23 protein-coding genes, 1 tRNA gene and 2 pseudogenes are annotated in these 25722 nt (G+C 71.3%); 19 read left to right on the top strand and 7 right to left on the bottom strand.

Features of this window, described 5'->3' with window-relative positions; translation table 11 throughout:
* Nucleotides 1-31 precede the first annotated feature (31 nt).
* On the top strand, nucleotides 32-412 hold the full coding sequence (locus C0R66_RS12335; RefSeq protein ID WP_158648029.1) for a hypothetical protein: 381 nt from the start codon (nucleotides 32-34) through the stop codon (nucleotides 410-412).
* 31 nt (nucleotides 413-443) lie between these two features.
* Here C0R66_RS12335 and C0R66_RS12330 read toward each other — a convergent pair whose 3' ends face one another.
* The 3 genes from C0R66_RS12330 to sodN form a co-directional block, all read right to left on the bottom strand.
* The gene (locus C0R66_RS12330) at nucleotides 444-1247 is read right to left on the bottom strand and encodes an RNA polymerase sigma factor SigF (RefSeq protein WP_101524943.1); all 804 of its coding nucleotides are present in this window, start codon (nucleotides 1245-1247) and stop codon (nucleotides 444-446) included.
* 1 nt (nucleotide 1248) lies between these two features.
* On the bottom strand, nucleotides 1249-1653 hold the full coding sequence (locus C0R66_RS12325; protein WP_101524942.1) for an ATP-binding protein: 405 nt from the start codon (nucleotides 1651-1653) through the stop codon (nucleotides 1249-1251).
* A 100-nt stretch (nucleotides 1654-1753) separates the two neighbouring features.
* Nucleotides 1754-2155 (bottom strand): superoxide dismutase, Ni, encoded by a 402-nt coding sequence (gene sodN / locus C0R66_RS12320; protein ID WP_101524941.1) that lies wholly within the window; start codon nucleotides 2153-2155, stop codon nucleotides 1754-1756.
* 61 nt (nucleotides 2156-2216) lie between these two features.
* On the opposite strand from sodN, the gene C0R66_RS12315 reads away from it, so the two are divergent.
* From C0R66_RS12315 to gdhA, 5 genes are all read left to right on the top strand, one after another.
* Entirely contained in the window at nucleotides 2217-2591 is a 375-nt protein-coding gene (locus C0R66_RS12315) for a S24/S26 family peptidase (protein ID WP_101524940.1), read from the top strand.
* Nucleotides 2592-2661: 70 nt separating this feature from the next.
* Nucleotides 2662-3852 (top strand): NAD(P)-dependent malic enzyme, encoded by a 1191-nt coding sequence (locus C0R66_RS12310; RefSeq protein ID WP_476703549.1) that lies wholly within the window; start codon nucleotides 2662-2664, stop codon nucleotides 3850-3852.
* 10 nt (nucleotides 3853-3862) lie between these two features.
* Entirely contained in the window at nucleotides 3863-4840 is a 978-nt protein-coding gene (locus C0R66_RS12305; protein WP_101524938.1) for a zinc-binding dehydrogenase, read from the top strand.
* A complete protein-coding gene (locus C0R66_RS12300) occupies nucleotides 4837-5550 on the top strand; it encodes an SDR family oxidoreductase (RefSeq protein ID WP_101524937.1) in 714 nt (237 codons plus the stop codon). Before C0R66_RS12305 ends, C0R66_RS12300 begins: the two co-directional genes overlap by 4 nt.
* Before the next feature lie 57 nt (nucleotides 5551-5607).
* The gene (gene gdhA, locus C0R66_RS12295) at nucleotides 5608-6957 is read left to right on the top strand and encodes an NADP-specific glutamate dehydrogenase (RefSeq protein WP_101524936.1); all 1350 of its coding nucleotides are present in this window, start codon (nucleotides 5608-5610) and stop codon (nucleotides 6955-6957) included.
* A 54-nt stretch (nucleotides 6958-7011) separates the two neighbouring features.
* Here the strand turns inward: gdhA and C0R66_RS12290 are convergent, their stop codons facing one another.
* The 3 genes and pseudogenes from C0R66_RS12290 to C0R66_RS12285 all read right to left on the bottom strand — a co-directional run bounded on the left by C0R66_RS12290 (nucleotide 7012) and on the right by C0R66_RS12285 (nucleotide 11578).
* The gene (locus C0R66_RS12290) at nucleotides 7012-7593 is read right to left on the bottom strand and encodes an acetoacetate decarboxylase family protein (RefSeq protein WP_101524935.1); all 582 of its coding nucleotides are present in this window, start codon (nucleotides 7591-7593) and stop codon (nucleotides 7012-7014) included.
* Between the two features lie 4 nt (nucleotides 7594-7597).
* Nucleotides 7598-7774, bottom strand: a complete 177-nt coding sequence (locus C0R66_RS19045) for a DUF6104 family protein (RefSeq protein ID WP_199286663.1) — start codon at nucleotides 7772-7774, stop codon at nucleotides 7598-7600.
* Between the two features lie 13 nt (nucleotides 7775-7787).
* Nucleotides 7788-11578 (bottom strand): annotated as a pseudogene (locus C0R66_RS12285) (multifunctional oxoglutarate decarboxylase/oxoglutarate dehydrogenase thiamine pyrophosphate-binding subunit/dihydrolipoyllysine-residue succinyltransferase subunit).
* Nucleotides 11579-11735: 157 nt separating this feature from the next.
* On the opposite strand from C0R66_RS12285, the gene C0R66_RS12280 reads away from it, so the two are divergent.
* Both C0R66_RS12280 and C0R66_RS12275 read left to right on the top strand, forming a co-directional pair.
* Nucleotides 11736-12332 carry a hypothetical protein gene (locus C0R66_RS12280; protein ID WP_101524934.1) on the top strand — a complete coding sequence of 199 codons (597 nt, stop codon included), beginning with the start codon at nucleotides 11736-11738 and terminating at the stop codon, nucleotides 12330-12332.
* 56 nt (nucleotides 12333-12388) lie between these two features.
* Nucleotides 12389-13297 (top strand): LCP family protein, encoded by a 909-nt coding sequence (locus C0R66_RS12275; RefSeq protein WP_241901432.1) that lies wholly within the window; start codon nucleotides 12389-12391, stop codon nucleotides 13295-13297.
* 97 nt (nucleotides 13298-13394) lie between these two features.
* Here the strand turns inward: C0R66_RS12275 and C0R66_RS12270 are convergent.
* Nucleotides 13395-13466: transfer RNA gene (locus C0R66_RS12270), tRNA-Arg, on the bottom strand.
* 131 nt (nucleotides 13467-13597) lie between these two features.
* Between C0R66_RS12270 and argS the strand changes: the two genes are divergently transcribed.
* The 11 genes and pseudogenes from argS (at nucleotide 13598) to rpmE (ending at nucleotide 25682) form a co-directional block, all read left to right on the top strand.
* Nucleotides 13598-15253 (top strand): arginine--tRNA ligase, encoded by a 1656-nt coding sequence (argS, locus tag C0R66_RS12265; protein WP_101524932.1) that lies wholly within the window; start codon nucleotides 13598-13600, stop codon nucleotides 15251-15253.
* 3 nt (nucleotides 15254-15256) lie between these two features.
* Entirely contained in the window at nucleotides 15257-16666 is a 1410-nt protein-coding gene (gene lysA, locus C0R66_RS12260) for a diaminopimelate decarboxylase (protein WP_101524931.1), read from the top strand.
* Nucleotides 16663-17955, top strand: a complete 1293-nt coding sequence (locus C0R66_RS12255; RefSeq protein ID WP_101524930.1) for a homoserine dehydrogenase — start codon at nucleotides 16663-16665, stop codon at nucleotides 17953-17955. The genes lysA and C0R66_RS12255 overlap by 4 nt, the downstream gene beginning before the upstream one ends.
* The gene (gene thrC / locus C0R66_RS12250) at nucleotides 17952-19019 is read left to right on the top strand and encodes a threonine synthase (RefSeq protein ID WP_101524929.1); all 1068 of its coding nucleotides are present in this window, start codon (nucleotides 17952-17954) and stop codon (nucleotides 19017-19019) included. The genes C0R66_RS12255 and thrC overlap by 4 nt, the downstream gene beginning before the upstream one ends.
* Before the next feature lie 2 nt (nucleotides 19020-19021).
* The gene (gene thrB / locus C0R66_RS12245; protein ID WP_101524928.1) at nucleotides 19022-19921 is read left to right on the top strand and encodes a homoserine kinase; all 900 of its coding nucleotides are present in this window, start codon (nucleotides 19022-19024) and stop codon (nucleotides 19919-19921) included.
* A 267-nt stretch (nucleotides 19922-20188) separates the two neighbouring features.
* Nucleotides 20189-20698 carry a Rho termination factor N-terminal domain-containing protein gene (locus tag C0R66_RS19550; RefSeq protein ID WP_241901431.1) on the top strand — a complete coding sequence of 170 codons (510 nt, stop codon included), beginning with the start codon at nucleotides 20189-20191 and terminating at the stop codon, nucleotides 20696-20698.
* 461 nt (nucleotides 20699-21159) lie between these two features.
* A pseudogene (gene rho / locus C0R66_RS19545) lies at nucleotides 21160-22310 on the top strand (transcription termination factor Rho).
* Between the two features lie 123 nt (nucleotides 22311-22433).
* Entirely contained in the window at nucleotides 22434-22805 is a 372-nt protein-coding gene (locus tag C0R66_RS12235; protein ID WP_101524927.1) for a response regulator transcription factor, read from the top strand.
* 499 nt (nucleotides 22806-23304) lie between these two features.
* Nucleotides 23305-23865: a HEAT repeat domain-containing protein gene (locus C0R66_RS12230; RefSeq protein WP_101524926.1), complete on the top strand. Its 561-nt coding sequence runs from the start codon at nucleotides 23305-23307 to the stop codon at nucleotides 23863-23865.
* Complete coding sequence (locus C0R66_RS12225) at nucleotides 23858-25372, top strand: glycosyltransferase family 2 protein (RefSeq protein ID WP_199286662.1); 1515 nt, start codon at nucleotides 23858-23860, stop codon at nucleotides 25370-25372. Before C0R66_RS12230 ends, C0R66_RS12225 begins: the two co-directional genes overlap by 8 nt.
* Before the next feature lie 94 nt (nucleotides 25373-25466).
* Nucleotides 25467-25682, top strand: coding sequence for a 50S ribosomal protein L31 (rpmE, locus tag C0R66_RS12220; protein ID WP_101524925.1), 216 nt, complete (start codon nucleotides 25467-25469; stop codon nucleotides 25680-25682).
* Nucleotides 25683-25722: the final 40 nt, after the last annotated feature.

The raw sequence follows: 25722 nt of genomic DNA, 5'->3' as shown, positions 1-25722 counted from the left end.
CGTCACATCCGTCACAACTAGAATGCCTGTGATGAGTGAGCGCAGCAGGAGAATTCCAGTGCCGTTGGCGATCGTGGCCTCCGTGGTGGGTGCCGAAGGGGTCGTGCTGGTGCTGCTCGCACTCGCGGAGATCGCCGCGCTGGACGGCGGTCGCCTCGCCATGGGAGTCACGACCGCGCTCTTCTTCGCCTGCTACGGCGCCGGCCTGGTGCTCGGCGCCCAGAGCCTGCTGCGCCGGAGCTCCTGGGCCCGCAGCCCGGTGGTGCTGGCCCAGCTCATCCAGCTCGGCGTGGCCTGGAGCTATCGCGGCGCGGTGCCGTGGCTGTCGGCCGGACTGGCCGTCGTCGCAGTCGTCGTCCTGGTGGGGATCTTCCACCCCCGCAGTCTCGCCGCGCTGGGCGAGCAGCCGTAGTCGACCGCTGGTCCGACTCTCAGTACGACTCTCAGTCCGACTCCAGCGACGCACGCATCTGGTCCAGGGTGCGGGTGAGCAGCCGCGAGACGTGCATCTGGGAGACCCCGATCTCCTCCGCGATCTGGGACTGGGTCATGTTCTTGAAGAACCGGAGCAGCAGGATCTTCTTCTCCCGGGGATCCAGCCCTTCGAGCAGCGGCTTGATCGACTCGCGGATCTCGACGTGCTCCAGGTTCACGTCGTCGATGCCCAAGGTGTCCATCATGCTCGGGGGACCGTCGTCGCTGTCGTCCCCCGCGTCCAGGGACAAGGTGGCGTAGGCGTTGCTGGACTCGATCCCCTCGATGATCTCCTCGACCGTGCAGCCGATCTCCTCGGCCAGCTCGCGAGGCGTGGGGGAGCGGCCCAGCCGCTGGGTGAGCTCGCCGGAGGCGCCGCTGATCTGCATGCGCAGCTCCTGGAGCCGGCGGGGCACCCGGATCGCCCATCCCTTGTCGCGGAAGTGGCGCTTGATCTCACCGATGATGGTCGGCGTCGCGTAGGTCGAGAACTCGACCCCACGGTCGGTCTCGAACCGGTCCACCGCCTTGATCAGGCCGATCGTGCCGACCTGGACCAGGTCCTCGTAGGGCTCGCCGCGGTTGCGGAAGCGCCGGGCGCAGTGCTCGACCAGGGCCAGGTGCAGGTGGACGAGCTCGTCGCGCGCCCACGCACGCGCGTGGTCGGGACCGGTCTCGTCGCGCAGGACCAGGAACAGCTCCGCGCTGCGAAGGCGGGTCGCTTCGATCGCGGTCAGCGGCACCTCGAGGGAGTCCCCCAGCTCCCGACTCATCTCAGCGGTCGGTCTCACCGATGCTGGACGCCATCGTGAGTCGGACGGTGATCCTGCCGTCGGCATGGTCCATCTCGGTGTCGGCGGCCAGGGTGCTCAGCACCTGCCAGGCAAAGGAGGCAGGGTCGTCCGGGCCCGAGCTGCTGGACTCCACCGAGACCTCGATGGTCATCGCGTGGGGAGCCAGGAAGTACCGGCAGGTGAGGTCGGCCTCGGGATCGGCATCGGGAAGCACCAGCGCACTCGCCTCGCCGATGGCGATGCGGAGATCCTCGATGTCGTCCAGGGTGAAGTCCAAGCGTGCCGCCAGCCCGGCTGTCGTCGTGCGGAGCACGGAGGCGTAGGCGCCGTCAGCGGGGAGGCGAAGCTCCACGTCGGCCTTGCGGGGGGTGCTGCCCTCGCTCATCGTGATTCCAACCGTCCTCGATCGATTCTGTGGACCCGTGGGGCAGACCCTAATGGAGCGGGCCCCCCTCATCGGGAGGCCCGCCCATCTTCACCGGGTCTCAGGCCTTCTTGGTCTCCCAGAAGATCTCGGCGATCTCGTCGATCTTGGCCAGCAGCTGGTCGGCGGCATCGGCGTCCAGCGTGCCCTTGGTGCCCGAGGCGCCGGCAAGCTTGGTCGCCTCGTTGAACAGGGTGTGCAGCTGCGGGTACTTCTCGAAGTGCGGCGCCTTGAAGTAGTCGGTCCACAGCACCCAGAGGTGGTGCTTGACCAGGTCGGAGCGCTGCTCCTTGATGAGCACCGCGCGGGTACGGAAGTCGGGGTCGTTGTTGTCGGCGACCTTGGCGATGATCTGCTTGATCGACTCGGCCTCGATCCGGGCCTGGGCCGGGTCGTACACGCCGCAGGGGAGGTCGCAGTGGGCAGAGACGTCGACGGTCGGGGCGATGAAACGGGAGAACATCGAGGATTCCTCTCGGTCGTGCACGAAACGGTGATCTGACTGGACTGCGACACTACTCCGCATGGTGAGCCGGGAGAGGTCGGGTGTCTCGCCCGTGGGCACCCGCCTGGGTCTGGCCCGGGTGCAGGGTGCCTCCATGGAGCCGACCCTGAGGGGCGGCGACCGGCTGCTGGTCCGCTACGGCGTGCCGCCGCGGCCCGGTTCGGTGGTGCTGGCCCGCTTCCCGGACGGGACGCTGGCGGTCAAGCGCGCCGCTGGCCCTCGCGCGACCCGCTCGGGGGCCGCCGGCTGGTGGCTGCTCAGCGACAACCCCGATGTGGGGGTCGACTCGCGCCACCGTGGGCCGGTGCCCGCCGAGGCTGTGCTGGCCGTGGTGCTGCTCCGGGTCTGGCCGCGTCCCGGCAGGGTCGCCGGCAGCGGTCCTGAGCCGATATAGCAGAAGCCTCCTTCGGCGTCTAGATGGACGCCTGCGCAGGCATCGCAGGACCTCGTGGGAAGATCAGGCCATGGTTGCCATGCCCGATCTGCCCGCACACCCCCATCAAGGCGATCCGGTTTTCGACCTTCACGTAGGCGGCAAGCTCGAGACGGTGTCGACGGTGGCGCTCACCGGACCCGACGAGCTCTCCCTGGCCTACACGCCCGGTGTGGCACGGGTGTGCGAGGCGATCGCGGCGGACCCGACCATGACCCAGCACTACACCTGGGTGCCCAACACCGTGGCGATCGTCTCCGACGGCACCGCGGTGCTCGGTCTCGGTGACATCGGCCCGGCGGCAGCCATGCCGGTGATGGAGGGCAAGGCCGTGCTGTTCAAGCAGTTCGGCGGTGTGGACGCGGTGCCGATCTGCCTGGCCACCACCGACGTGGAGGAGATCATCGCCACCGTCGCGCGGCTGGCTCCCAGCTTCGGCGGCATCAACCTCGAGGACATCTCCGCCCCTCGGTGCTTCGAGATCGAGGACCGGCTCAAGGAGTTGCTCGACATCCCCGTCTTCCACGACGACCAGCACGGCACCGCGGTGGTGGTGCTGGCTGCGCTCAAGAACGCGCTGCGCCTGACCGGCCGCACCGCCGCAGGCACCCGGGTGGTGATCTCCGGGGCCGGGGCGGCCGGCGTGGCCGTGGCGCGGATCCTGCTCGAGGCCGGCATCACCGACCTCGCCGTCGTGGACCGCCAGGGCGTGCTCAACTCCGAGCGCGCGGACCTGACGCCGGTCAAGGCCGCGCTGGCCCGTGACACCGCGGACAAGTTCGGCCGCAGCGGCTCCCTGGCCGACGCGATGGCCGGGGCCGACGTGTACGTCGGGGTCTCCGGCGGAACCGTGCCTGAGGAGGTGGTGGCCACGATGGCCGACGACCCGATCATCTTCGGCCTCGCCAACCCCACGCCGGAGGTCCACCCCGACGTGGCGCACCGGCACGCACGCGTGGTGGCCACCGGGCGCTCGGACTTCCCCAACCAGATCAACAACGTGCTCGCCTTCCCCGGGATCTTCCGGGGCGCGTTCGACGTGCACGCCACCGCGATCACCGAGGGCATGAAGCTCGCCGCGGCGGACGCGCTGGCCGCTCTGGTGGGCGACGACCTGCGACCCGACCTGATCATCCCCTCCCCGTTCGACCCGCGCGTCGGTCCCGCAGTCACCGCCGCGGTGGCCGAGGCTGCTCGTCGCGACGGAGTGGCCCGGCGCTAGCCTTCGTCCCATGTTCGCCGTCTACGCAGACTCCTTCGCCCCTCGTGACGCCGCCGACCCGTTGGCGGGGCTAGTCGTGGGGGAGCGTCCCGACCCGGTGGCCCCGGACGGGTGGGCGACCGTCACCGTCAAGGCCGCCTCGCTCAACCACCACGACCTGTGGTCCCTGCAGGGAGTGGGCCTGCGTGCCGAGGCGCTGCCGATGATCCTGGGGTGCGACGCCGCGGGGTACGACGAGGACGGCAACGAGGTCGTGGTCCACGCGGTGATCAGCGACCCGGCCTGGCGGGGGGACGAGACGCTGGACCCCAAGCGGTCCCTGCTCTCCGAGCGGCACCAGGGGACCTTCGCCGACAAGGTGGTCGTGCCCCGGGGCAACGTGGTCCCCAAGCCGGCCTCCCTGTCGTTCGAGGAGGCCGCCTGCCTGCCGACCGCCTGGCTCACGGCCTACCGGATGCTGTTCACCCGGGGCGGTCTCAAGGCAGGCGACACCGTCCTGGTGCAAGGTGCCGGCGGCGGTGTGGCCACCGCCCTGATCACCCTGGCCCGGGCCGGCGGGCTGCGCGTCCTGGCCACCTCCCGGGGTGAGGCCAAGCGCGCCCGCGCCCTGGAGATCGGGGCCCACGAGGTCTTCGAGTCCGGTGCCCGGCTCCCGGTCAAGGTCGACGCGGTGATGGAGACCGTGGGCCGAGCCACGTGGTCGCACTCGGTCAGGTCGCTGAGGCCCGGCGGCAAGATCGTGATCAGCGGCACCACCAGCGGCCCGGCGCTCGACGACGCCGAGCTGACCCGGATCTTCTTCCTGCAGCTGCAGGTGATCGGCTCCACCATGGGCACCAGCAGCGAGCTCGCCTCGCTGGTCACCATGCTCGAGGCCACGGGGGCCCGGCCGCTCATCGACCGGACCCTGCCCATGGACCAGGCTCGCGACGGCTTCGCGGCCATGGCCGGTGGAGACATCTTCGGCAAGGTCGTGCTCACCCGGTGACTCGCACCCACGTGCTGACCGGTGCCGCCTCGGGCATCGGGCTGCGCCTCGCGCAGCGCCTGTCCGAGCGTGGCGACCGGCTGGTGCTCCTGGTGCGCACGCCCGAGCGCGCCAGCGAGGTCGCGGCCTCGCTGGGGGCGCGGCACTCGGTGCACGTGGTCGACCTGTCCGCGCCGGCCGAGGTCGAGCGGGCGGCTCGCCGGCTCGCAGCCGAGCTCGAGGCCGTGGACTCGCTGGTGCACTGCGCCGGCGCCGTCGCCCTGGCGCCGGTGGAGGCACTGGCCCTGGCCGACTGGCAGCGCCAGCTGGACGTGAACCTGACCACTCCGGCGCTGCTCACCCAGGCGCTGCTGCCGGGGCTCCGGGCGGCGCGTGGCACCGTGGTGTTCGTGAACTCGACGTCCGGTCTGGCCGCCTCGCCCGGGTGGTCGGCGTACGCGGCGTCGAAGTTCGGGCTGCGCGCCCTTGCCGACGCGCTGCGCGCCGAGGAGGCCGAGCACGGTGTGCGGGTCACCACCGTCTACCCGAGCCGTACCGCGACGCCCATGCAGGCGCAGGTCCACGTCCAGGAGGGGCGCGCCTACGACCCCGCCGACTGGATGCAGCCGGAGACGGTGGCGGGCACGATCTGCCACGTCCTCGACCTGCCCGCGGACGCCGTCATACCCGAGGTCACCCTCCGCACGGCCCCACGGCCGCCGGTTCGCTGACCGTCCAAACGCAATAGAGATGGTGCGGCACGACGCACCACGAATCGAGGTTCCACCATGAGCTCGCTGCACCCCGCCCTCCAGCCCGTGTTCGCCGACGTCCTGCGCCGCAACCAGGGTGAGCTCGAGTTCCACCAGGCCGTGAACGAGGTGCTCGAGAGCCTGAGCCCCGTGGTGGTCAAGCGCCCGGAGTACGTCGAGGCCTCCATCATCGAGCGGATCTGCGAGCCCGAGCGCCAGATCATCTTCCGGGTCCCGTGGGTCGACGACCGCGGCACCGTCCAGATCAACCGGGGCTTCCGGGTGGAGTTCAACTCCGCCCTCGGCCCCTACAAGGGCGGGCTCCGCTTCCACCCCAGCGTCTACCTCGGGATCGTGAAGTTCCTGGGCTTCGAGCAGATCTTCAAGAACGCGCTGACCGGCATGCCCATCGGCGGCGGAAAGGGCGGATCGGACTTCGACCCCAAGGGACGCTCCGAGGGCGAGATCATGCGGTTCTGCCAGTCCTTCATGACCGAGCTCTACCGGCACCTCGGGGAGTACACCGACGTGCCGGCGGGAGACATCGGGGTCGGTGGCCGCGAGATCGGCTACCTGTTCGGCCAGTACAAGCGGATCACCAACCGCTACGAGTCCGGGGTGCTCACCGGCAAGGGCCTCACCTGGGGCGGCTCGCAGGCGCGCACCGAGGCGACCGGCTACGGCACTGTGTTCTTCGTCCGCGAGATGCTGGCCACCCGGGGCAGCTCCTTCGACGGCAAGCGGGTGGTGGTCTCCGGTTCCGGGAACGTGGCCATCTACGCGATCGAGAAGGTGCACCAGCTCGGCGGCACCGTGGTCGCCGTCTCGGACTCGGCGGGATACGTCGTCGACGAGCGGGGCATCGACCTGGCCCTGCTGCGCGAGGTCAAGGAGGTGCGCCGCGGGCGCGTGAAGGAGTACGCCGAGCTGCGCGGTGGCGGCGCCGCGCACGTGGAGGGCGGCTCCATCTGGGACGTGCCGTGCGACGTGGCGCTGCCGTGTGCCACCGAGAACGAGCTGCCGGAGGAGGCGGCGCGGGTGCTGGTCGCCAACGGGGTGCAGGTGGTGGCGGAGGGCGCCAACATGCCCACCACGCCGGCCGCCGTGTCGGTGCTGACGCAGGCGGGGGTGCTGTTCGCTCCCGGCAAGGCGGCCAACGCCGGCGGTGTGGCCACCAGCGCGCTGGAGATGCAGCAGAACGCCTCTCGTGACCGCTGGAGCTTCGACCACACGCAGGAGCGCCTGGACGAGATCATGACCGGGATCCACCGGCGGTGCGTCGCCACCGCCGACGAGTACGACGTGCCCGGCGACTACGTCGCCGGCGCCAACATCGCCGGGTTCTGCCAGGTGGCGGACGCGATGCTGGCCATGGGAGTCATCTAGCCGCGACGTCCCGGCTCCGGTGGCGCTCCGGCGCCCCGGGCCGGCGGCGGGGGCTCAGAGGATGGTCGCCGAGAACCGGCGCAGCCGGAACGACAGCACCGGGTGCCGGTCCGCCAGCCAGCCCAGCGCGCCGTCCGGCGCGAACGACCAGTGTCCGAGGCAGGGGAGCCCGCGGGTGCTGCCGGTGATCGTGGCGACGCGCGGGCCCCCGTCGGCGACCGGCTGCCTGGTGCTGGCTCGCACCGGCACCCGCGCGGAGAGCGCCGAGACGTCCACGAACTCGGCGCTGGCCAGGGTCCGTCCTGCCGTCGAGGCCCGCCAGGAGTGCCGCGCCACCGGGCCCACCGTGCCCTGGTCGTGGTGGAACGCAGCGAGCTCCTTCGGCAGCGCCCACAGGGCCCGGCCCGCCTCACGGGAGGTCTCGGAGTCCACCCACATGTCGCGGACCGTCAGGGCGCTCGACGTGCCCTCGGCGCGACGGGCCACCAGCAGCTCGGAGTACTCGCAGGTGCTGCCGGCCTCATAGCTGACGAAGGCGACCACGAAGAGCCCGCGGGGCTGGTCGGGCGGGGCAGCACGGAACAGGGACCCCCAGAGCTGGCCCCGCAGCTGCCACGGCGGGGACGGGAAGGGCACGGTCCTAGTCCTCGGGGTCGTCTTCGCGTGCCAGCCAGGTCGCGAGCCGTTCGACCGGCACCTCGAACTCGGGGTTCAGGTCGACGAACTCCCGGAGCCGCTCCGCGAGCCACGCCAGGGTGACCTCTTCGTCACCCCGGCGCTTCTCGAGCTCCTCGATGCCACGATCGGTGAAGTACATCCGAGCCCTCGGCCTAGTAGTCGGTCCCGGGCGTCGGCTCGACGGGGGCGAACGCCCTGTCGAGGAGGTTCTTCTGCTCCTCCACGTGGCGCTTCAGGGTGCCCACCGACGGCGACGCGGACTGCGGACGGGTGACCTGCTCGACGGGGAGGTCGAGCTCGGACCACACGTTGAGCGCGTAGTGCGGCCACGGGCCCATGTTGCCCGGCTCGTCCTGGACCCAGCGGATCGCCTTGAGGTTCGGGTACTTGGCGATCTCCGCCTTGATGTCGTCCACGGGACGGGGGTAGAGCTGCTCGACCCGGCCGATCGCGAAGCTGGAGCCGTCCTCGCGCTTCTTGCGCTCCACCATGAGGTCCCAGGTGATGCGTCCCGAGCACAGCAGCAGGGTCTCGACCGCGGCCGGGTCGGCCGCGTCGTCCCCGATGAACGGGCGGAAGGTGCCCTGGGTGAAGTCGGAGGGCTGGGAGGCCGCCTCCTTGCGCTTGAGCATCGACTTCGGCGTGAACACCACCAGCGGTCGGTGCTCCTCGCCGAGCGAGTGGCTGCGCAGCAGGTGGAAGTGCGAAGCCGGCGTCGAGGGCTGGGCGACGACCATCGCGTCCTCGGCGCACATCGTCAGGAAGCGCTCGATGCGGGCGGAGGAGTGGTCGGGTCCCTGACCCTCGTAGCCGTGCGGCAGCAGCAGCACCACGCCGGACTGCTGGCGCCACTTGGGCTCGCCCGCGGAGATGAACTCGTCGATGACGGTCTGGGCGCCGTTCACGAAGTCCCCGAACTGGGCCTCCCACAGCACCAGGGCGTCCGGACGGGCCACGGAGTAGCCGTACTCGAAGCCGAGGGCGGCGTACTCGGAGAGCAGGGAGTCGTAGACGTAGAACTTCGCCTGGTCCTCGCTCAGGTTGGTCAGCGGGGTCCACTCGTCGGCGTTCTTGCGGTCGATGATGGTGGCGAAGCGCTGCACGAACGTGCCGCGGCGGGAGTCCTGGCCCGCCAGGCGCACCGGTCGGCCGTCCATCAGCAGGGAGCCGAAGGCCAGGATCTCGCCCGTGCCCCAGTCGATGGGACCGTCGGTGATGGCCGCGGCGCGGCGCTGCAGCTGCGGCATCACCTTCTGGTGGACCGTGAAGCCCTCCGGCGGTGTGATGTAGGCGTCCGAGATCCGCTTGAGCACCTCGGGCGAGACCGCGGTGGTGGTGGCGCCGGCCGACTTCTCGGGGTAGTCGGGCACGGTGGTCCACGAGGACGGCGTGGAGGAGGCCTCGCGCACCTCGGTGAAGACGCGCTCCAGCTGCTGCTGGTAGTCGCGCAGCACCTGCTCGGCCTCCTCGATCGTGATGTCGCCACGACCGATCAGCGACTCGGTGTAGAGCTTGCGCACCGAGCGCTTCTGCTCGATCAGGTCGTACATCAGCGGCTGGGTGTACGACGGGTCGTCGCCCTCGTTGTGTCCGCGACGGCGGTAGCACACCAGGTCGATCACGACGTCCTTCTTGAACGCCTGGCGGTACTCGAAGGCCAGGCGGGCGACGTGGATGCACGCCTCCGGGTCGTCACCGTTGACGTGGAAGATCGGGGCCTGGACCATCCGGGCCACGTCGGTGCAGTAGAGCGAGGAGCGCGAGGCCCCGGGGGAGGTGGTGAAGCCGACCTGGTTGTTCACCACGACGTGGATGGTCCCGCCGGTGCGGTAGCCGCGCAGCTGGGACAGGTTGAGCGTCTCCGCCACCACTCCCTGCCCGGCGAATGCCGCGTCGCCGTGCACCAGGAGCGGAAGCACGGGGAAGTCCGAGCCGCGGTCGAGCATGTCCTGCTTGGCCCGGGCGATGCCCTCGAGCACCGGGTCGACTGCCTCGAGGTGGGAGGGGTTGGCCGCCACGGAGACCTTGATGGTGTCGCCCTTGCCGGAGACGAACTCGCCCTCGGCGCCGAGGTGGTACTTGACGTCGCCCGAGCCCTGGACGGTCCGCGGGTCGATGTTGCCCTCGAACTCGCGGAAGATCTGGGAGTAGCTCTTGCCGACGATGTTGGCCAGCACGTTGAGGCGGCCACGGTGGGCCATCCCGATGGTGACCTCGTCCAGGTCCGCCTCGGCGGCGGCCTCGCAGAGCTCGTCGATCAGCGGGACCGTGGTCTCCCCGCCCTCGAGCGAGAAGCGCTTCTGGCCCACGAACTTGGTCTGCAGGAACGTCTCGAAGGCCTCGGCCTGGTTGAGCTTGAGCAGGATTCGCAGCTGCTCCTCGCGGGGGTCTTGGTGTGGGGACGCTCCACCCGCTCCTGGATCCACTGGCGCTGCTCGGGGTCCATGATGTGCATGTACTCGATGCCGGTGGTGCGGCAGTAGGAGTCGCGCAGGATCCCCAGGATGTCGCGCAGCTTCATGAACCGGCGGCCCTCGCCACCGAAGGAGCCGGTGGCGAACTCGCGGTCCAGGTCCCACAGGGTCAGCCCGTGCGTCTCGATCTCGAGGTCGGGGTGACTGCGCTGGCGGTACTCCAGGGGGTCGGTGTCGGCCATCATGTGGCCCCGCACCCGGTAGGCGTGGATCAGCTCCAGGATGCGCGCCTGCTTGCTGATGTCCTCGTCGTGGTTGGTGGCGATGTCGGCGCCCCAGCGAATGGGCTCGTACGGGATCCGCAGCGAGCGGAAGATCTCGTCGTAGAAGCCGTCGGCACCCAGCAGCAGCGAGTGCATCCGCTTGAGGAACTCACCCGACTGGGCGCCCTGGATGACCCGGTGGTCGTAGGTGGAGGTGAGGGTCATCACCTTGCTGATGGCGTTGCGGGCGATCGTCTCGGCGGAGGCGCCCTGCCACTCCGGCGGGTACTCCATCGCGCCGACGCCGATGATGGCGCCCTGGCCCTTCATCAGGCGGGGCACCGAGTGGCTGGTGCCGATGCCGCCCGGGTTGGTCAGGGAGATGCTGGTGCCCTGGAAGTCGGCCACGGTCAGCTTGTTGTCACGCGCCTTGGAGACGATCTCCTCGTAGGCGGTCCAGAAGCCGGCGAAGTCCATGGTCTCGGCCGCCTTGATGGCGGGCACGAGCAGCTGGCGGCTGCCGTCCTTCTTGGGTACGTCGATCGCCAGGCCGAGGTTGATGTGGGCCGGCGTGATCAGGTTGGGCTTGCCGTCCACGACGTCGAAGCCGACGTTCATCTCCGGCATCGACTTCACGGCCTGCACCAGCGCGTAGCCGATCAGGTGGGTGAAGGAGACCTTGCCGCCGCGCGCGCGGGCGAGGTGGTTGTTGATGACGGTCCGGTTGTCCCACAGCAGCTTCACCGGCAGGGAGCGCACGGAGGTCGCGGTGGGCACGGTCAGGGAGGCGTCCATGTTCTGCGCCGTGCGGGCCGGGGCGCCGCGCAGCACGGTGAAGGTCGTCTCGGCGCTCGCCTCGGCGGGCGGCGCGGGCTTGGGGTCCTTGGCGACGGGCTTGTCCGTGCCCTTCGCGGGCTCCGCGGCAGGCGCGGAGGGGCGCGGCTTGGCGACCGGGACGGGGCCGGTGGACGCGGCGGCACCCGCCTTGGGGGCCGCAGCCTGAGGAGCCGGCTTCGGGGCGGCGACGGCGGGCTTGGCGGCCGACCCCGAGCTGCTCGACGCCGCGGGCTTGCTCGCGATGCTGGCGGACCGCTGGTCGCCGTTCGGCGCCGCCGCACGATCGGCGAAGAAGTCGGACCACGCGGAGCCGACTGTCGAAGGGTCCTTCTGGTACTGCTCGAACATCTCCTCCACCAGCCACTCGTTGGCGCCGAAGTCGGCGCCGGGAGTGGGGGAGGACTGATCAGAGCTGGGGGACTGCGGCACGGCTTGGTTCGCCTCTTCCGGGTAAGCGCGTGGGTACGGACGTGAGTCGGCCACAAGGCTAGACCCCCCGCTCCACAAATGCAGGCTCAAGGGTCACCTTTGGGGCATGGTGGAGCCGGACGCAGGAGCAAAACCGAGGCGAGGGAAGTCGCACGTCATGATCCATCCGCTCCGGGCCACGATCCCGTTGCTGCTCTGCCTCGCCCTGATGGGCGCGGCCGCCGGGTGCACCGGCTCGGGGACCGACGGTGACGCCGGGGCCCCGGCGGCCTCCGAGGCCACCACCGAGCCCAGCGTGGCGGCGCCGGCCCGTGCCACCAAGGTGCTGATGGGACAGGTCGTGGGCCCGATCCCCGGCGCCCGGCTCCGGGCGCTGCGGCACCAGGTGACCCCGGTCATCGACGAGTGGCTGGACACCGCGTTCGTCGGGGGCGAGTGGCCGCGCACCGTCACCGGCGCCTTCGCCGGCTTCACCCCCGCCGCGGCCAGGGCGGCGCGCCGGGACCGGCGGCTGGTCTCCGGTGCCGACCTCGCGGCCAGGATCGACTCGGTGCAGGTCACCAAGCGTGCCGTGCGCTACGACGTGCTGGCGGTCGGCCGCCGTCCCGTGGGGGTGACGGCGCGCATCACGCTGGACTACCGGACCGACGGCGAGGTGCGGACCAAGGTGCTGCTGCGAGGCCGGGTGAGCCTGACCAAGGTCGGCGACGACTGGAAGGTCTTCGCCTACGACCTGACCAAGGGCAGGCGATGAGCGTGTTCCCCCGACGAGCAGATCGACGACGCGTGCCACGACCGGCGCCACCACGGGTGCCACGACGGGGGCCCGGCCTGCTGCGCGCCTGCGGGGTGGCCGTGGCGTTGGCGGTGCTGGCGCTGGTCGTGCCCGACGCGTCGGTGGCGCCGACGGAGGTCTCGCTGGTCAAGGTCCGCCGGGCCCAGGCGGTCGACCTGAGCCCCCGGGTGGTGTGGATCCTGGCGGTGGGGTCCGACGCCCGTCCCGGCCAGCCGATGACGCGCAGCCGCGGTGACGCCCTGCAGCTGGTGGGACTCGACACCGCCTCCGGCGCCGCCACGGCCATCGGGGTGCCGCGGGACTCGTGGGTCTCCATCCCCGGCTACGGGCGCGAGCGCATCAACTCCGCCCTGGTCTTCGGCGGGCCGCAGCTGATGGCGGCGGCGATGCGCGACCTGACCGGCATCGAGCCCGACTACGTCATGGTGACGAGGTTCCCGTTCTTCGAGGACATGGTCGACGACATCGGCGGGATCACGGTGCGCAACCCGCGCCGCTTCGGCGACCCCAACCTCAAGCGCGAGGGCTTCGGCACCGGCCGCATCCACCTCGGTGGCTACGACGCCATGGCGTTCAGCCGCATCCGCAAGGGGCTGCCCGACGGGGACTTCGGCCGGTCGGCGAACCAGCAGCGGACGCTGCGGGGCATCCAGGCCAGGATCGCCGGCCAGGCCGACGAGCCGGGCTTCATCGAGCGCGGGGTGATGTCGGTGCTGCGCCACACCGACACCAACGCCTCGCCGGCCGAGCTGTTCCGGCTGGCCCAGGCCGTGGCGCAGGTGGACCCGCGCAGGATCACCACCTGCGTGGTGCCTGGCCGGGTCGGCTTCGCCGGTGCCGCGAGCGTGGTCTTCCCCGACGTGGCGCGGGCCCGAAGGTGGGGCGAGGACGCCCGTAGGGACGCCACGATCAAGCGCTGCTAGCCGGCGTACGACGCGGGCGTCGGGTGGTCCGGACACCAGAACGGCCCCGGTCGCTGGGCGACCGGGGCCGTGCTGCTTGCGTCCTGCTCGTGCTCTGTGCCCCCGCTAGGATTCGAACCTAGGCCCCCGCCTCCGGAGGGCGGTGCTCTATCCCCTGAGCTACGGGGGCTCAGTACGCGCCGAAAGACTACCGCTCGTGGGTGCCGGGTGCGAAACCGCCTCGCTGTTCACCGTCTCCTCCGGGCCTCGCACGGTGAAACCGGTGCAGGTGCGGCCACCTTCCTCACTTAGGCTGGTGGGGTGACTCCTGAACAACTGTCCTCCCTGATCGTCGACGCGCTGAGCGCCCTGGTGACCGAAGGCACGCTGGACCTGCCAGACGGTGCCCCGACGAGCGTGACGGTGGAGCGACCCCGACAGAAGGAGCACGGCGACTACGCGACCAACGTCGCCCTGCAGCTGGCCAAGAAGGCCGGCACCAACCCGCGCGCCCTGGCCGAGCAGGTCAAGGCTCGCCTCGAGGCCGCGGAGGGCATCTCCAGGGTCGAGATCGCCGGGCCCGGCTTCCTCAACATCAGCGTCGACGCACAGGCTCAGGGCCAGGTCGCCGCGGACGTCGTGGCGGCCGGCGAGAGCTACGGCACCAACCAGGCCCTCGCGGGCCAGCGGATCAACGTCGAGTTCATCTCCGCCAACCCCACCGGTCCGCTGCACCTGGGCCACACCCGGTGGGCGGTCGTCGGGGACGCCATCGCCCGGGTGCTCTCAGCTGCCGGGGCCACGGCCGAGCGCGAGTTCTACATCAACGACCGCGGCAACCAGATGGACAAGTTCGGCGCGTCCATCGAGGCCACGGCGCTGGGCCGCCCGGTGCCCGAGGACGGCTACCAGGGCGCCTACATCGCGGACCTGGCTGCGGAGATCGTCGCGGCCGACCCGGGCATCGTGCACCTGCCCGAGCAGGAGCGTCTGGTGGCCTTCCGTGAAGCCGGCTACGCCCTGCAGCTCAAGGAGCAGCAGGACCAGCTCGACTCCTTCAACACCCACTTCGACGTGTGGTTCTCCGAGCGGTCCCTGCACGACGGCGGCAAGGTCGAGCACGCCATGGACGTGCTGCAGCGAAACGGACACCTGGTGGAGCGGGACGGCGCGCTGTGGATGCGCACCACCGACTTCGGTGACGACAAGGACCGCGTCCTGCGCCGCACCAACGGTGAGCTGACCTACTTCGCCTCCGACACCGCCTACTACGTCGACAAGCGCGAGCGGGGCTTCGACATCTGCATCTACCTGCTCGGCGCGGACCACCACGGCTACGTGGGCCGGCTCAAGGCGATGGCCGCCTGCGCCGGCGACGACCCCGAGAAGAACATCGAGATCCCGATCGGCCAGCTGGTCAAGATCATGCGGGGCGGCGAGGAGGTCAGGCTCTCCAAGCGTGCCGGCGAGATCGTCACCCTGGGCGAGCTGGTGGACCTCATCGGCGTCGACGCCCTGCGCTACTCCCTGGCCCGCTACCCGGCTGACTCGCCGCTGACCCTCGACGTGGAGCAGATCACCAGGCAGTCCAGCGACAACCCGGTGTACTACGTCCAGTACGCCCACGCCCGGGTCTGCTCGATCCTGCGCAACGCCGCGGATCTCGGTCTTGAGCCCGCCTCGCACCCCGAGCTGCTCACCCACGAGAAGGAGGGCGAGCTGCTCCGGGCGCTCGCCGAGCTGCCGCGAGTCGTCGCCTCCGCAGCCCAGCTGCGCGAGCCGCACCGGGTCGCCCGCTACCTCGAGGAGACCGCGGCCAGCTACCACCGGTTCTACGACAACTGCCGGGTGCTGCCGATGGGCGACGAGGAGCCGGGCGACCTGCACGCGGCCCGGTTGATGCTGGTCGCGGCGACCCGCACGGTGCTGGCCAACGGCCTGGCCATGCTGGGTGTCTCGGCACCCGAGCGGATGTGACCTGTGCCCTCACACGAAGCCGGATGGGCGCACGCCGACGGTGCCCTGAAGGGCCCGTCCTGGCTGCGCGAGCCCGCTGACCCCAACGCCCTGGTCCCGCACCTGTGGTCGCAGACCGCCCGCAAGAGCGACGGGGTGCTGGAGATCGGGGGCGTGCGCGTGACCGACCTGGTCACCGAGCACGGCTCCCCGGCGTACGTCCTGGACGAGGCGGACTTCCGTGCCCGTGCCCGCGCCTTCCGCGACGCCTTCGACGACTACGACGTGTTCTACGCCGGCAAGGCGTTCCTGTGCACCGAGGTGGCCCGGTGGGTCGCCGAGGAGGGGCTGTGCCTGGACGTGTGCAGCGCCGGGGAGCTGCTGGTGGCCCAGCGCGCAGGCTTCGACATGGCCCGGGTGGGCTACCACGGCAACAACAAGACCGCCGCCGAGCTGGCGCGTGCCGTCGAGCTGGGGGTCGGCCGCATCGTCGTCGACTCCTTCCACGAGGTCGAGCGCCTGGAGGCGCTGGCTGCGGCTCGTGGGGGCGCCGATGCCCGGATCCGGGTGATGGTGCGGGTGACCGCCGGGGTCGAGGCGCACACGCACGAGTACATCGCGACCGCGCACGAGGACCAGAAGTTCGGCTTCTCGATCACCTCCGGTGACGCCTTCGAGGCGGTCCGGCGGATCCTCGCGGCGCCGGGTCTGGAGCTGCTCGGTCTGCACTCCCACATCGGCAGCCAGATCTTCGACTCCTCCGGCTTCGAGGTCGCCGCCCGCCGGGTCCTGGCCCTGCACGCCCGGGTGGCCAGCGAGCTGGACGTGGTGCTGCCGGAGATGGACCTCGGGGGAGGGTTCGGCATCGCGTACACCACGCAGGACGACCCGTCCGAGCCCGGTCAGCTCGCGGACGAGATGCGGGAGATCGTGGCGCGCGAGTGCCGGGCCCTGGGCATCGCGGCGCCGCGGCTCTCCATCGAGCCCGGGCGCGCGATCGCGGGCCCCTCGATGTGCACGGTCTACAGCGTCGGCACGGTCAAGGAGGTCGCGCTCGACGGCGGCGCTCGCCGCTCCTACGTCAGTGTCGACGGGGGCATGAGCGACAACATCCGCACCGCGCTGTACGACGCCGACTACTCCTGCACGCTCGCCGGTCGCGCTTCGACGGCAGCTCCCCGGCTCTCCCGGGTCGTGGGCAAGCACTGCGAGGCGGGGGACGTCGTGGTCAAGGACGAGTTCCTCCCGGCCGACGTCGCGCCCGGGGACCTGCTGGCGGTGCCGGGCACCGGCGCCTACTGCCGGTCGATGGCGTCGAACTACAACCATGCCCTGCGGCCGCCCGTGGTCGCGGTGCGGGACGGTGCCTCACGAGTGATCGTGCGGCGTGAGACTGAGGACGATCTGTTGGCAACCGACGTAGGTGGAGCATGAGCGACAAGTCGCTGAAGGTGGTCCTGCTGGGCTGCGGCTCGGTGGGGTCCCAGGTGGTCAGGCTGCTGACCGAGCAGGCGGCCGACCTCGAGGCCCGGGTGGGTGCCCGCATCGAGCTGGCCGGCGTCGCCGTACGCCGGCTCGACGCGGCGCGGGAGGTCGAGGTGCCTGCCGGGCTGCTCACCACCGATGCCGCCGGCCTGGTGGCACGCGGTGACATCGACCTGGTGATCGAGGTGATCGGCGGCCTCGAGCCCGCTCGGTCGCTGATCCTGTCGGCGCTGGAGAACGGCGCCTCGGTCGTCACCGCCAACAAGGCGCTGCTGGCCGAGGACGGACCCCGGCTCTTCGAGGCGGCCGCCAAGGCAGAGCGCGACCTCTACTACGAGGCGGCCGTCGCGGGAGCCATCCCGATCGTGCGGCCGTTGCGCGAGTCCCTGGCCGGCGACCGGGTCACCCGCGTCATGGGCATCGTCAACGGCACCACGAACTTCATCCTCGACAAGATGGACAGCTCCGGCGCCGGCTTCTCCGAGGCGCTGGAGGAGGCCCAGGAGCTGGGCTACGCCGAGGCCGACCCGACCGCCGACGTCGAGGGCTTCGACGCCGCCGCGAAGGCCGCCATCCTGGCCAGCCTGGCCTTCCACTCCCGCGTCACTGCCGCCGACGTGCACCGCGAGGGCATCTCCGAGGTGACCGCGGCGGACGTCGCCTCGGCCCGGGAGATGGGGGCGGTGGTCAAGCTGCTCGCGATCGCGGAGCTGCGCGAGGACCGCGTCGCGGTCCGCGTGCACCCGGCCATGATCCCGCGCAGCCACCCGCTGGCCAGCGTCCGCGGTGCCTACAACGCGGTGTTCGTGGAGTCCCAGGCGGCCGGGCAGCTGATGTTCTACGGCCCCGGCGCCGGCGGGTCGCCGACCGCGTCCGCGATCCTCGGGGACCTGGTCACCGTCGCCCGCAACCGGCTCTCGAACACCACCGGCGCGGGGGAGTCGGCCTATGCCGACCGCGCCGTCCAGCCGATGGGTGAGACGCACACCCGCTACCACGTGGCCATCGACGTCGAGGACCGCGCCGGAGTGCTCTCCGCGGTGGCGCAGGCCTTCGCCGAGCACGAGGTGTCGATCCAGACGGTGCGCCAGGAGGGTCGGGGCGCGGACGCCCAGCTCGTCGTGGTCTCGCACCGGGCCACGGACGCCCAGCTGGCTGCCACCGTCGAGCAGCTCAGGACCATGGAGATCGTGCGCGAGGTCACCTCGGTGATGCGCGTTGAAGGAGAGTCGGAGTGAGTTCTCACCAGTGGCGTGGAGTCATCGAGGAGTACCGCGAGCTGATGCGGCTCCCCGAGGGGACTCCCGCGGTCACGCTCGGGGAGGGCGGCACCCCCCTCGTCACCTCCGAGTGGCTCTCCGAGCTCACCGGCGGCCAGGTCTGGCTGAAGGTCGAGGGCGACAACCCCACCGGCTCCTTCAAGGACCGCGGCATGACCGCCGCGATCTCGGTGGCCAAGCACGAGGGCGCGGAGGCGGTGGTCTGTGCGTCCACCGGCAACACCTCGGCCTCGATGGCCGCCTACGCGGCCAAGGCCCGCCTCAAGCCCCTGGTGCTGGTGCCGGAGGGCAAGATCTCGGCCGGCAAGATGGCCCAGGCGATCATGCACGGCGCGCAGGTGATCATGGTGCGCGGCAACTTCGACGACTGCCTCCGACTCTCCCGGGGCCTGGCCGACAACTACCCGGTGGCCCTGGTGAACTCAGTCAACCCGGTGCGTCTGGAGGGGCAGAAGACGGCCGCCTTCGAGATCGTCGACCGCCTCGGGGACGCCCCCGACCACCACCTGCTGCCGGTGGGCAACGCGGGCAACATCTCGGCGTACTGGCTGGGCTACCAGCAGTACGCCGACCTGGGCCGGGCGACCCGCAAGCCGGTCATGCGTGCCTTCCAGGCCGAGGGCGCGTCGCCGCTCGTCACCGGCTCGCCCTTCCCGAACCCGGAGACCAAGGCCACCGCGATCCGGATCGGCAACCCGGCCTCCTGGAAGCTCGCGGTGGACGCGGCCGACCAGTCCGGTGGCCGCTTCGCCTCGGTCACCGACGACCAGATCCTCTCGGCCCAGCGCGAGCTCGCCCGCCGGGACGGGGTCTTCGTGGAGCCGGCCTCGGCGGCCGGGGTCGCGGGGATGCTGCAGGAGCTGGCGCAGGGCGAGTCCTACGCGGGCAAGACGGTGGTCATCACCGTGACCGGCCACGGGCTCAAGGACACCGACACCGCACTGGAGGGCGTGGGCTCCATCGTGGACACCGTGGTCGACGCCCAGGTCGACGCCGCGGCCGCGGCCGCCGGGCTGACCTGACCGTGCCGACCTTCGTGCAGGGCGAGGTCCGGGTCACCGTCCCGGCCACGTCCGCCAACCTCGGGCCCGGATTCGACAGTCTCGGCCTCGCGCTGGCCTGGCGCGACTCCCTGGTCGCGCAGGTCGTGGAATCGGGACTGGAGATCTCGGTGCGGGGCGAGGGCGCCGCCGACGTCCCCCAGGACGAGAGCCACCTCGTGGTGCGCGCCATGCGGAGCGCGTTCCAGGCGATGTGCGCCCAGCCGCCGGGGCTGCGATTGGTCTGCGACAACCGGATCCCGCACGCCCGGGGCCTGGGGTCGTCCTCCGCGGCGATCGTCGGAGGCCTGGTGCTGGCCCGAGCGCTGGTGGCCGGGGGAGCGCTGCTCCTGGATGACGACGCCCTGCTGGCCCTGGCCTCGGACCTGGAGGGGCATCCGGACAACGTCGCTCCGGCCCTGCTGGGCGGCTTCACGATCGCCGGGCGGGCGGACGAGCACTGGTACGCCGTCAAGAGTGCCGTGGACCCCCGGGTCACGGCGGTCGCGTTCGTGCCCGACGTACCCGTGGCGACGTCGCTCGCACGGGGCCTGCTCCCCGATACGGTGCCGCACGCCCGGGCAGCGGCGAACGCCGGTCGCGCGGCCCTGCTGGTCGCCGCGCTGGCGGACCGGCCCGAGTGCCTGATGGCGGCCACCGAGGACTTCCTGCACCAGGACTACCGGGAGCCGGTGATGCCCGACTCCCTGGCCCTGGTGCGCCGGCTGCGCGAGTCGGGGGTGCCGACGGTGGTCTCCGGAGCCGGTCCCACCGTCCTGGCCCTCACCGACCACGCCTCGGTGGGCGGGCTGCTGAGCCGCTGCCCGTCGGGCTGGCAGGCCCGGCACCTCGAGGTCGACCAGGACGGCGCCACGGTGCACTGACGACGCGGGCACTGACGACGCGGGGGAGGCCGCACCGCCGCCCGCCGCCCGCTCCCGATCCGGGGGCGCCGGGAGTGGTAGCGTGACCGGCGCGCCACCCGCGCGCGACCACCGGTGACTGCGAAGAGCACCCCCCGGTGTGCCTCATCCCCCTTCCGACGTGTCCGCACCGGCGCCTCGCATCCGCGAGCGACGAGGTCGGGGAGACTCATCAACGGATGCCCGGCGGTTCTCACCGCCCCGCACTGGACGTGGCAAGGACTTCACGTGACCGAAACCCCCGGCTCGACCGGTTCCGAGGCGACGCAGGCGCCCGACACGACTGCGCCGACGCAGCGCAAGCGCGCCACCAGCCTCAACACCATGCTGCTCGCGGATCTCAAGGCGATGGCGGGCGCGCTGGCCATCCCCGGTGCCGGCTCGATGAAGAAGGCGCAGCTCGTCGAGGCGATCCGCGGCGTGCAGTCCCCGCCCCGAGCCGCAGCCGCCGACGCGGCCCCCAGCACGGCCCCGAGGGCCAGCCTGCCGTTGCCCGGTCCACCGAGCGGGTCGCGGCGCGATCGGCTGGCAAGAGGGCCGGCGGCGCGCCCGTCCAGTCCGGGACCGGGGCAGGCGAGTCCGGCAGCCAGGACGCCGCCGGCACCCCGAGCGGGCCCGCCGATGAGTCCAGGACGCCGGACGCGCCGGCCCGCGCCACCCGCCGTCGTAGTCGGGGCGAGGCTGCTGCGGCTGGCTCGAGCGAGCCCGCGATCGAGGCCCAGGGTGGGCACACCGTGACCAGCCAGACCCGGGAGGCGCGGCGCGAGGCGTCGACGGAGCTTCGCGAGGAGCGCGCCCGGGACAACGAGCAGGACGCCCAGCGCGAGAACGAGGCCAACACCCCGAAGCGGCAGCGCCGCCAGCAGGGCAACCGCGATCAGCAGGGCAACCGCGATCAGCAGGGCAACCGCGATCAGCAGGGCAACCGGGACCAGCAGGGCAACCGGGACCAGCAGGGCAACCGGGACCAGCAGGGCAACCGGGACCAGCAGGGCAACCGGGACCAGCAGGGCAACCGGGACCAGCAGGGCAACCGGGACCAGCAGGGCAACCGGGACCAGCAGGGCAACCGGGACCAGCAGGGCAACCGGGACCAGGACGACCTGGACGACGACGCCGGCAGCAGGCGGAACCGCCGTCGCCGGGGACGCGAGCGGACCACGCCGCGCGCCGGCGGCCGCAACGAGCCCGACACCTCGATCCTCGAGGACGACATCCTGGTGCCGGCCGCCGGCATCCTGGACGTTCTCGACAACTACGCGTTCGTCCGGACGACCGGCTACCTGCCCGGCGCCGACGACGTCTACGTCTCGCTGTCGATGGTGCGCAAGTACGGGCTGCGGCGCGGCGACGCCATCGTCGGCCAGGTCCGCCAGCCCCGCGAGGGCGAGCGGCGCGAGAAGTTCAACCCCATGGTGCGCATCGACTCGGTCAACGGCGGCGACCCCGAGGCGGCCAAGGACCGGCCGGAGTTCGCCTCGTTCACGCCGGTGCACCCGAGCGAGCGGCTGCGCCTGGAGACCGGTGGCCAGGACCTGATCGGTCGGATCATCGACGTCGCGGCGCCGATCGGCAAGGGGCAGCGGGGCCTCATCGTGTCCCCGCCCAAGGCCGGCAAGACGAGGGTGCTGCAGTCCATCGCGAACTCGATCAGCACCAACAACCCCGAGTGCCACCTGATGGTCGTGCTGATCGACGAGCGCCCCGAGGAGGTGACCGACTTCCAGCGGACCATCAAGGGAGAGGTCATCGCCTCCACGTTCGACAGGCCCGCCACGGACCACACGATGCTGGCCGAGCTGGCCATCGAGCGCGCGCAGCGGCTCGTCGAGCTGGGCCACGACGTGGTGGTCCTCCTCGACTCCATCACCCGGCTGGCCCGCGCCTACAACCTGGCCGCCCCGGCCAGCGGCCGGATCCTGTCCGGGGGAGTGGACTCCAGCGCGCTGCACCCGCCGAAGCAGTTCTTCGGCGCCGCGCGCAACGTCGAGGACGGCGGATCGCTGACGATCCTGGCCACCGCGCTGGTGGAGACCGGATCGAAGATGGACGAGGTGATCTTCGAGGACTTCACCGGCACCGCGAACATGGAGCTGCGACTGCGGTCCGAGCTCGCGGACAGGCGCTTGTTCCCGCGATCGACGCGGTCGCCTCGGGCACCCGCCGCGAGGAGCTGCTGCTGAGCCCGGAGGAGGTCGCGATCGTCTGGAAGCTCCGCAAGGCGCTGGGCGACCTGGAGATCGAGCAGGCCCTGGAGCTGCTGCTGGCGCGGTTGCGCGGCTCGCACAGCAACATCGACTTCCTCACCCAGGTGCAGCGCAGCACGCCGTCGGTGGCCGAGCTCGCCTAGCGCGCACCGCACCTACCCCTGTTGGGGTAAACACAAGAGATCACGCGCCGGAGCGTTCGGCCGCGGCCACCATGGAGTTGACCTAGTCTGTGGGTCACATCGAACGGAAGGTCCTTCAGGACAATGGCAAGGATTCTGGTCGCGGACGACGACGTCGACATCAGGGAGCTCGTCGAGTTCAAGCTCTCCACCCTCGGGCACGACGTGGTGGCTGTTGCTGACGGCGCCTCCGCGGTGGACGAGGTGCAGCGCCAGCGCCCCGACCTCGCGGTGCTCGACGTGATGATGCCGGGGATGTCTGGGCTGGACGCGGTGCGGGTCATCCGCAACGATCCCGCCCTCGCAGACCTCCCTGTCATCCTGCTGACCGCCCGGGCGCAGGAGTCCGACGTGGAGACCGGCTTCGACTCCGGCGCCGACGACTACATCACCAAGCCGTTCAGCCCCCGTGAGCTTGCCTCCCGAGTCCAGGCGCTGCTGACCCGAGCACGATGACCGTAGAGCGGTTCGCGTGGTACGCGGCCGTTGCTTGTGGTCTGGCCTGTCTCGTCGTCGTGCTCGCCCTGGTGGTGATCAGGGTCCTGCGGGACCACTCGGAGGGAAGGCGGCGCAACGTGCGTGCGCCGATCTGGCAGCAGGTCCTGCTCCTCACCGCCGGTGACGACGAGGAGGTCGAGCTCGCCACCCTGGCGCTGCTGCGCACCGGTCGCAAGGAGCGGCGCGCGGTGTACGACGACGCGTTCGCCCTGGTGCCCAAGCTGCGCGGCGGGGCCCGCGAGCGCCTGCAGGCGCTGATGCGCGACTGGGGCTCGCTCCACGAGTCCCGGCGCCTGGCCCGGAGCCGTTCGGTGGTGCGCCGCTGCCGCGGCATGCACCAGCTGGGGATCCTCGCCGCCCCGAGAGCCTCGACCGGCTGCTCGAGGGGCTGGTCGACCGCGAGTTCGCCGTACGGCGGACCGCCACGCTCGCGCTGGCGTCGTACTCGGGCGACGAGGTGGTCCAGGCCGTCCTCGACGCCGCTGCCAACGAGGTGCGGCTGCGGCACGACTTCCTGGCCACCGTCGACCGGATCGGCCCCTCGGCCGTGCCGGTGCTCGCGCGCGCCCTGGCGGCCCCGCAGGACGCCTCGCCCGTCGCACTGCGGCGCCAGTTCCTGGCTGCCGAGGTACTGGGCCTCGTCGGAGGTCACAGGTCCGTGCCGACCCTGGAGGCCGCGCTCGAGTCCGACGCGACGGAGCTGGTCATCGCCTGCGTCAACGCCCTGGGCGACCTGGGGGCACCCACCTCGGTGATGTCGCTGGCCGGGCTGCTGGACCACGCCTCCATGGAGGTGCGACGCACGTCTGCGGTCGCGCTGGGCAAGATCGGCGGCCCCGGGTCGGTCGCGTTCCTCGCCGCCGCCCTGAGGGACGAGAACATCGAGGTCGCCCGCGCGGCGGCCCAGGCACTGGAGCGTTGCGGCCTCGCCGGGAGACGGACCCTGGAGGCCAGCGCCGCGCACCCGGTGGTGCGCGAGGCCCTCGCGCTGGCGCGACTGGCGGTGCCCAGTGCCTGAGCTGATCCACGCCCTGGGTCCGCTGGTGCACTGGACGACCATCGTCTTCGCCGTCTACTCGGTGCTGATCAACGCCAGCTTCGCGCTGCTCACCCTGCTGGCGGTCGCCGATCTCGCCTCCTACCGGCGTCGACTCGCCTTCGCGGGCTACGACGAGTGGTTCCTGGACCCCCACGCGCGCGGGGTCTCGGTGCTGATGCCCGCGTTCAACGAGGCCGCGACGATCCTCACCTCGGTCCAGGCGATGACGTCGCTGCGCTACCCCGACTTCGAGGTGGTGGTGATCGACGACGGCTCCACCGACGACACCTCGGCGCTGCTGATCGCGGAGTTCGACATGCAGGAGGTCCCGCTGGTGGCTGCGGGCTCGATCCCGACTCAGGGCGAGATCGTCTCCACCTGGGTGAGCAGGCGGGGAGCCCGCAACCTGGCGCTGGTGGTGAAGACCAACGGCGGCAAGGCGGACTCCCTCAACGCCGGCATCAACTACTCCCGCAAGGAGCTGGTGTGCATGGTCGACGCGGACTCGCTGCTGGATCCCGACGCCCTGCTCAACGTCGCCAGGCCGTTCGCCGACGACCCCGGCAACGTCGTCGCGGCCGGGGGAGTGGTGCGCGTCGCCAACGGCTCCAAGGTCGACCGGGGACGGGTGGTGGACGTCAAGATGCCGCGACGATGGATCGCCCGGATCCAGGTGGTGGAGTATCTGCGCGCCTTCCTGGTGGGCCGTTCGGGGTGGAGCCGGGCGGGCGGGCTGCTGGTCATCTCGGGCGCCTTCGGGGTGTTCCGCAAGGACGTGCTGTTCGAGGTCGACGGGCTGGCGACCGACTGCATCGGCGAGGACGCGGAGCTGGTGGTGCGTCTGCACCGCCACCTCGGCGAGACCGACCGCAAGGCGGGCGTGGTCTTCGTGCCGGAGCCGGTGGCCTGGACCGAGGTGCCCAACAGCCGCGCGGTGCTGCGCATGCAGCGGCGGCGCTGGCACCGGGGCCTGGCCGAGATCCTGTGGCGACACAAGCGGATGCTGTTCCGCCCCCGGTACGGCGTGGCCGGCATGGTGGCGATGCCCTGGTTCGTCGCCTTCGAGCTGCTGGCGCCGGTGGTCGAGGTCGCTGGGCTGGTGCTGATGGTCTTCCTGCTGTGCTCCCTGGCGGTGGAGACGTGGCTGATCCCGGGGTGGGACGTGGTGAACCCGCCACTGGTGATCATCCTGCTCACTGCCTCGGTGCTGTTCGCCGTGCTCGTCACCCTGATCGCGCTGCTGGCCGAGGAGGTGAGCTTCCGGCGCTACCGAGGGGTCCCCGACCTGCTCCGGGCGATCGGCGCGGCCGTGGAGGAGAACGTGGGCTACCGCCAGATGAACGCGTTCTGGCGGCTGCAGGGCATCGTCGAGGCACTCCGGGGGACCACCCGCGACTGGGGCACCATGGAACGGCAGGGGTTCAGTGACCTGGACCATGCCCGCCGGGCCGAAGCTCGCCTGGTCATCGGGGAATCTACCGATTAGCACGCTTGTTGGGCACGGTGGCACACTTGTGCGTCGGTTCCGGTTCACGTCTCCGCAGCAGGCGGAGCGACCCGGCGGCCCCGAAAGGACTGACATGAAGAAGGACATCCACCCCGACTACGTCGAGACCCAGGTGACCTGCACCTGTGGCGCGTCGTTCACCACCCACAGCACTGCCCCGTCCGGCAAGCTTCACGCCGACGTCTGCTCGCAGTGCCACCCGTTCTACACCGGCAAGCAGAAGATCCTCGACACCGGTGGCCGCGTGGCCCGCTTCGAGGCCCGCTACGCCAAGGCTGCCCAGAAGTAGCTCCGACCCGGACGCCGGTCCCCACCTCCATGTGGGTGAC

Origin of the sequence: Nocardioides houyundeii, from assembly GCF_002865585.1 — a bacterium.
Classification (GTDB): domain Bacteria; phylum Actinomycetota; class Actinomycetes; order Propionibacteriales; family Nocardioidaceae; genus Nocardioides; species Nocardioides houyundeii.
The sequence above is the reverse complement of the archived record's forward strand: the minus strand, read 5'-3'. Positions and strand labels throughout refer to the sequence as shown.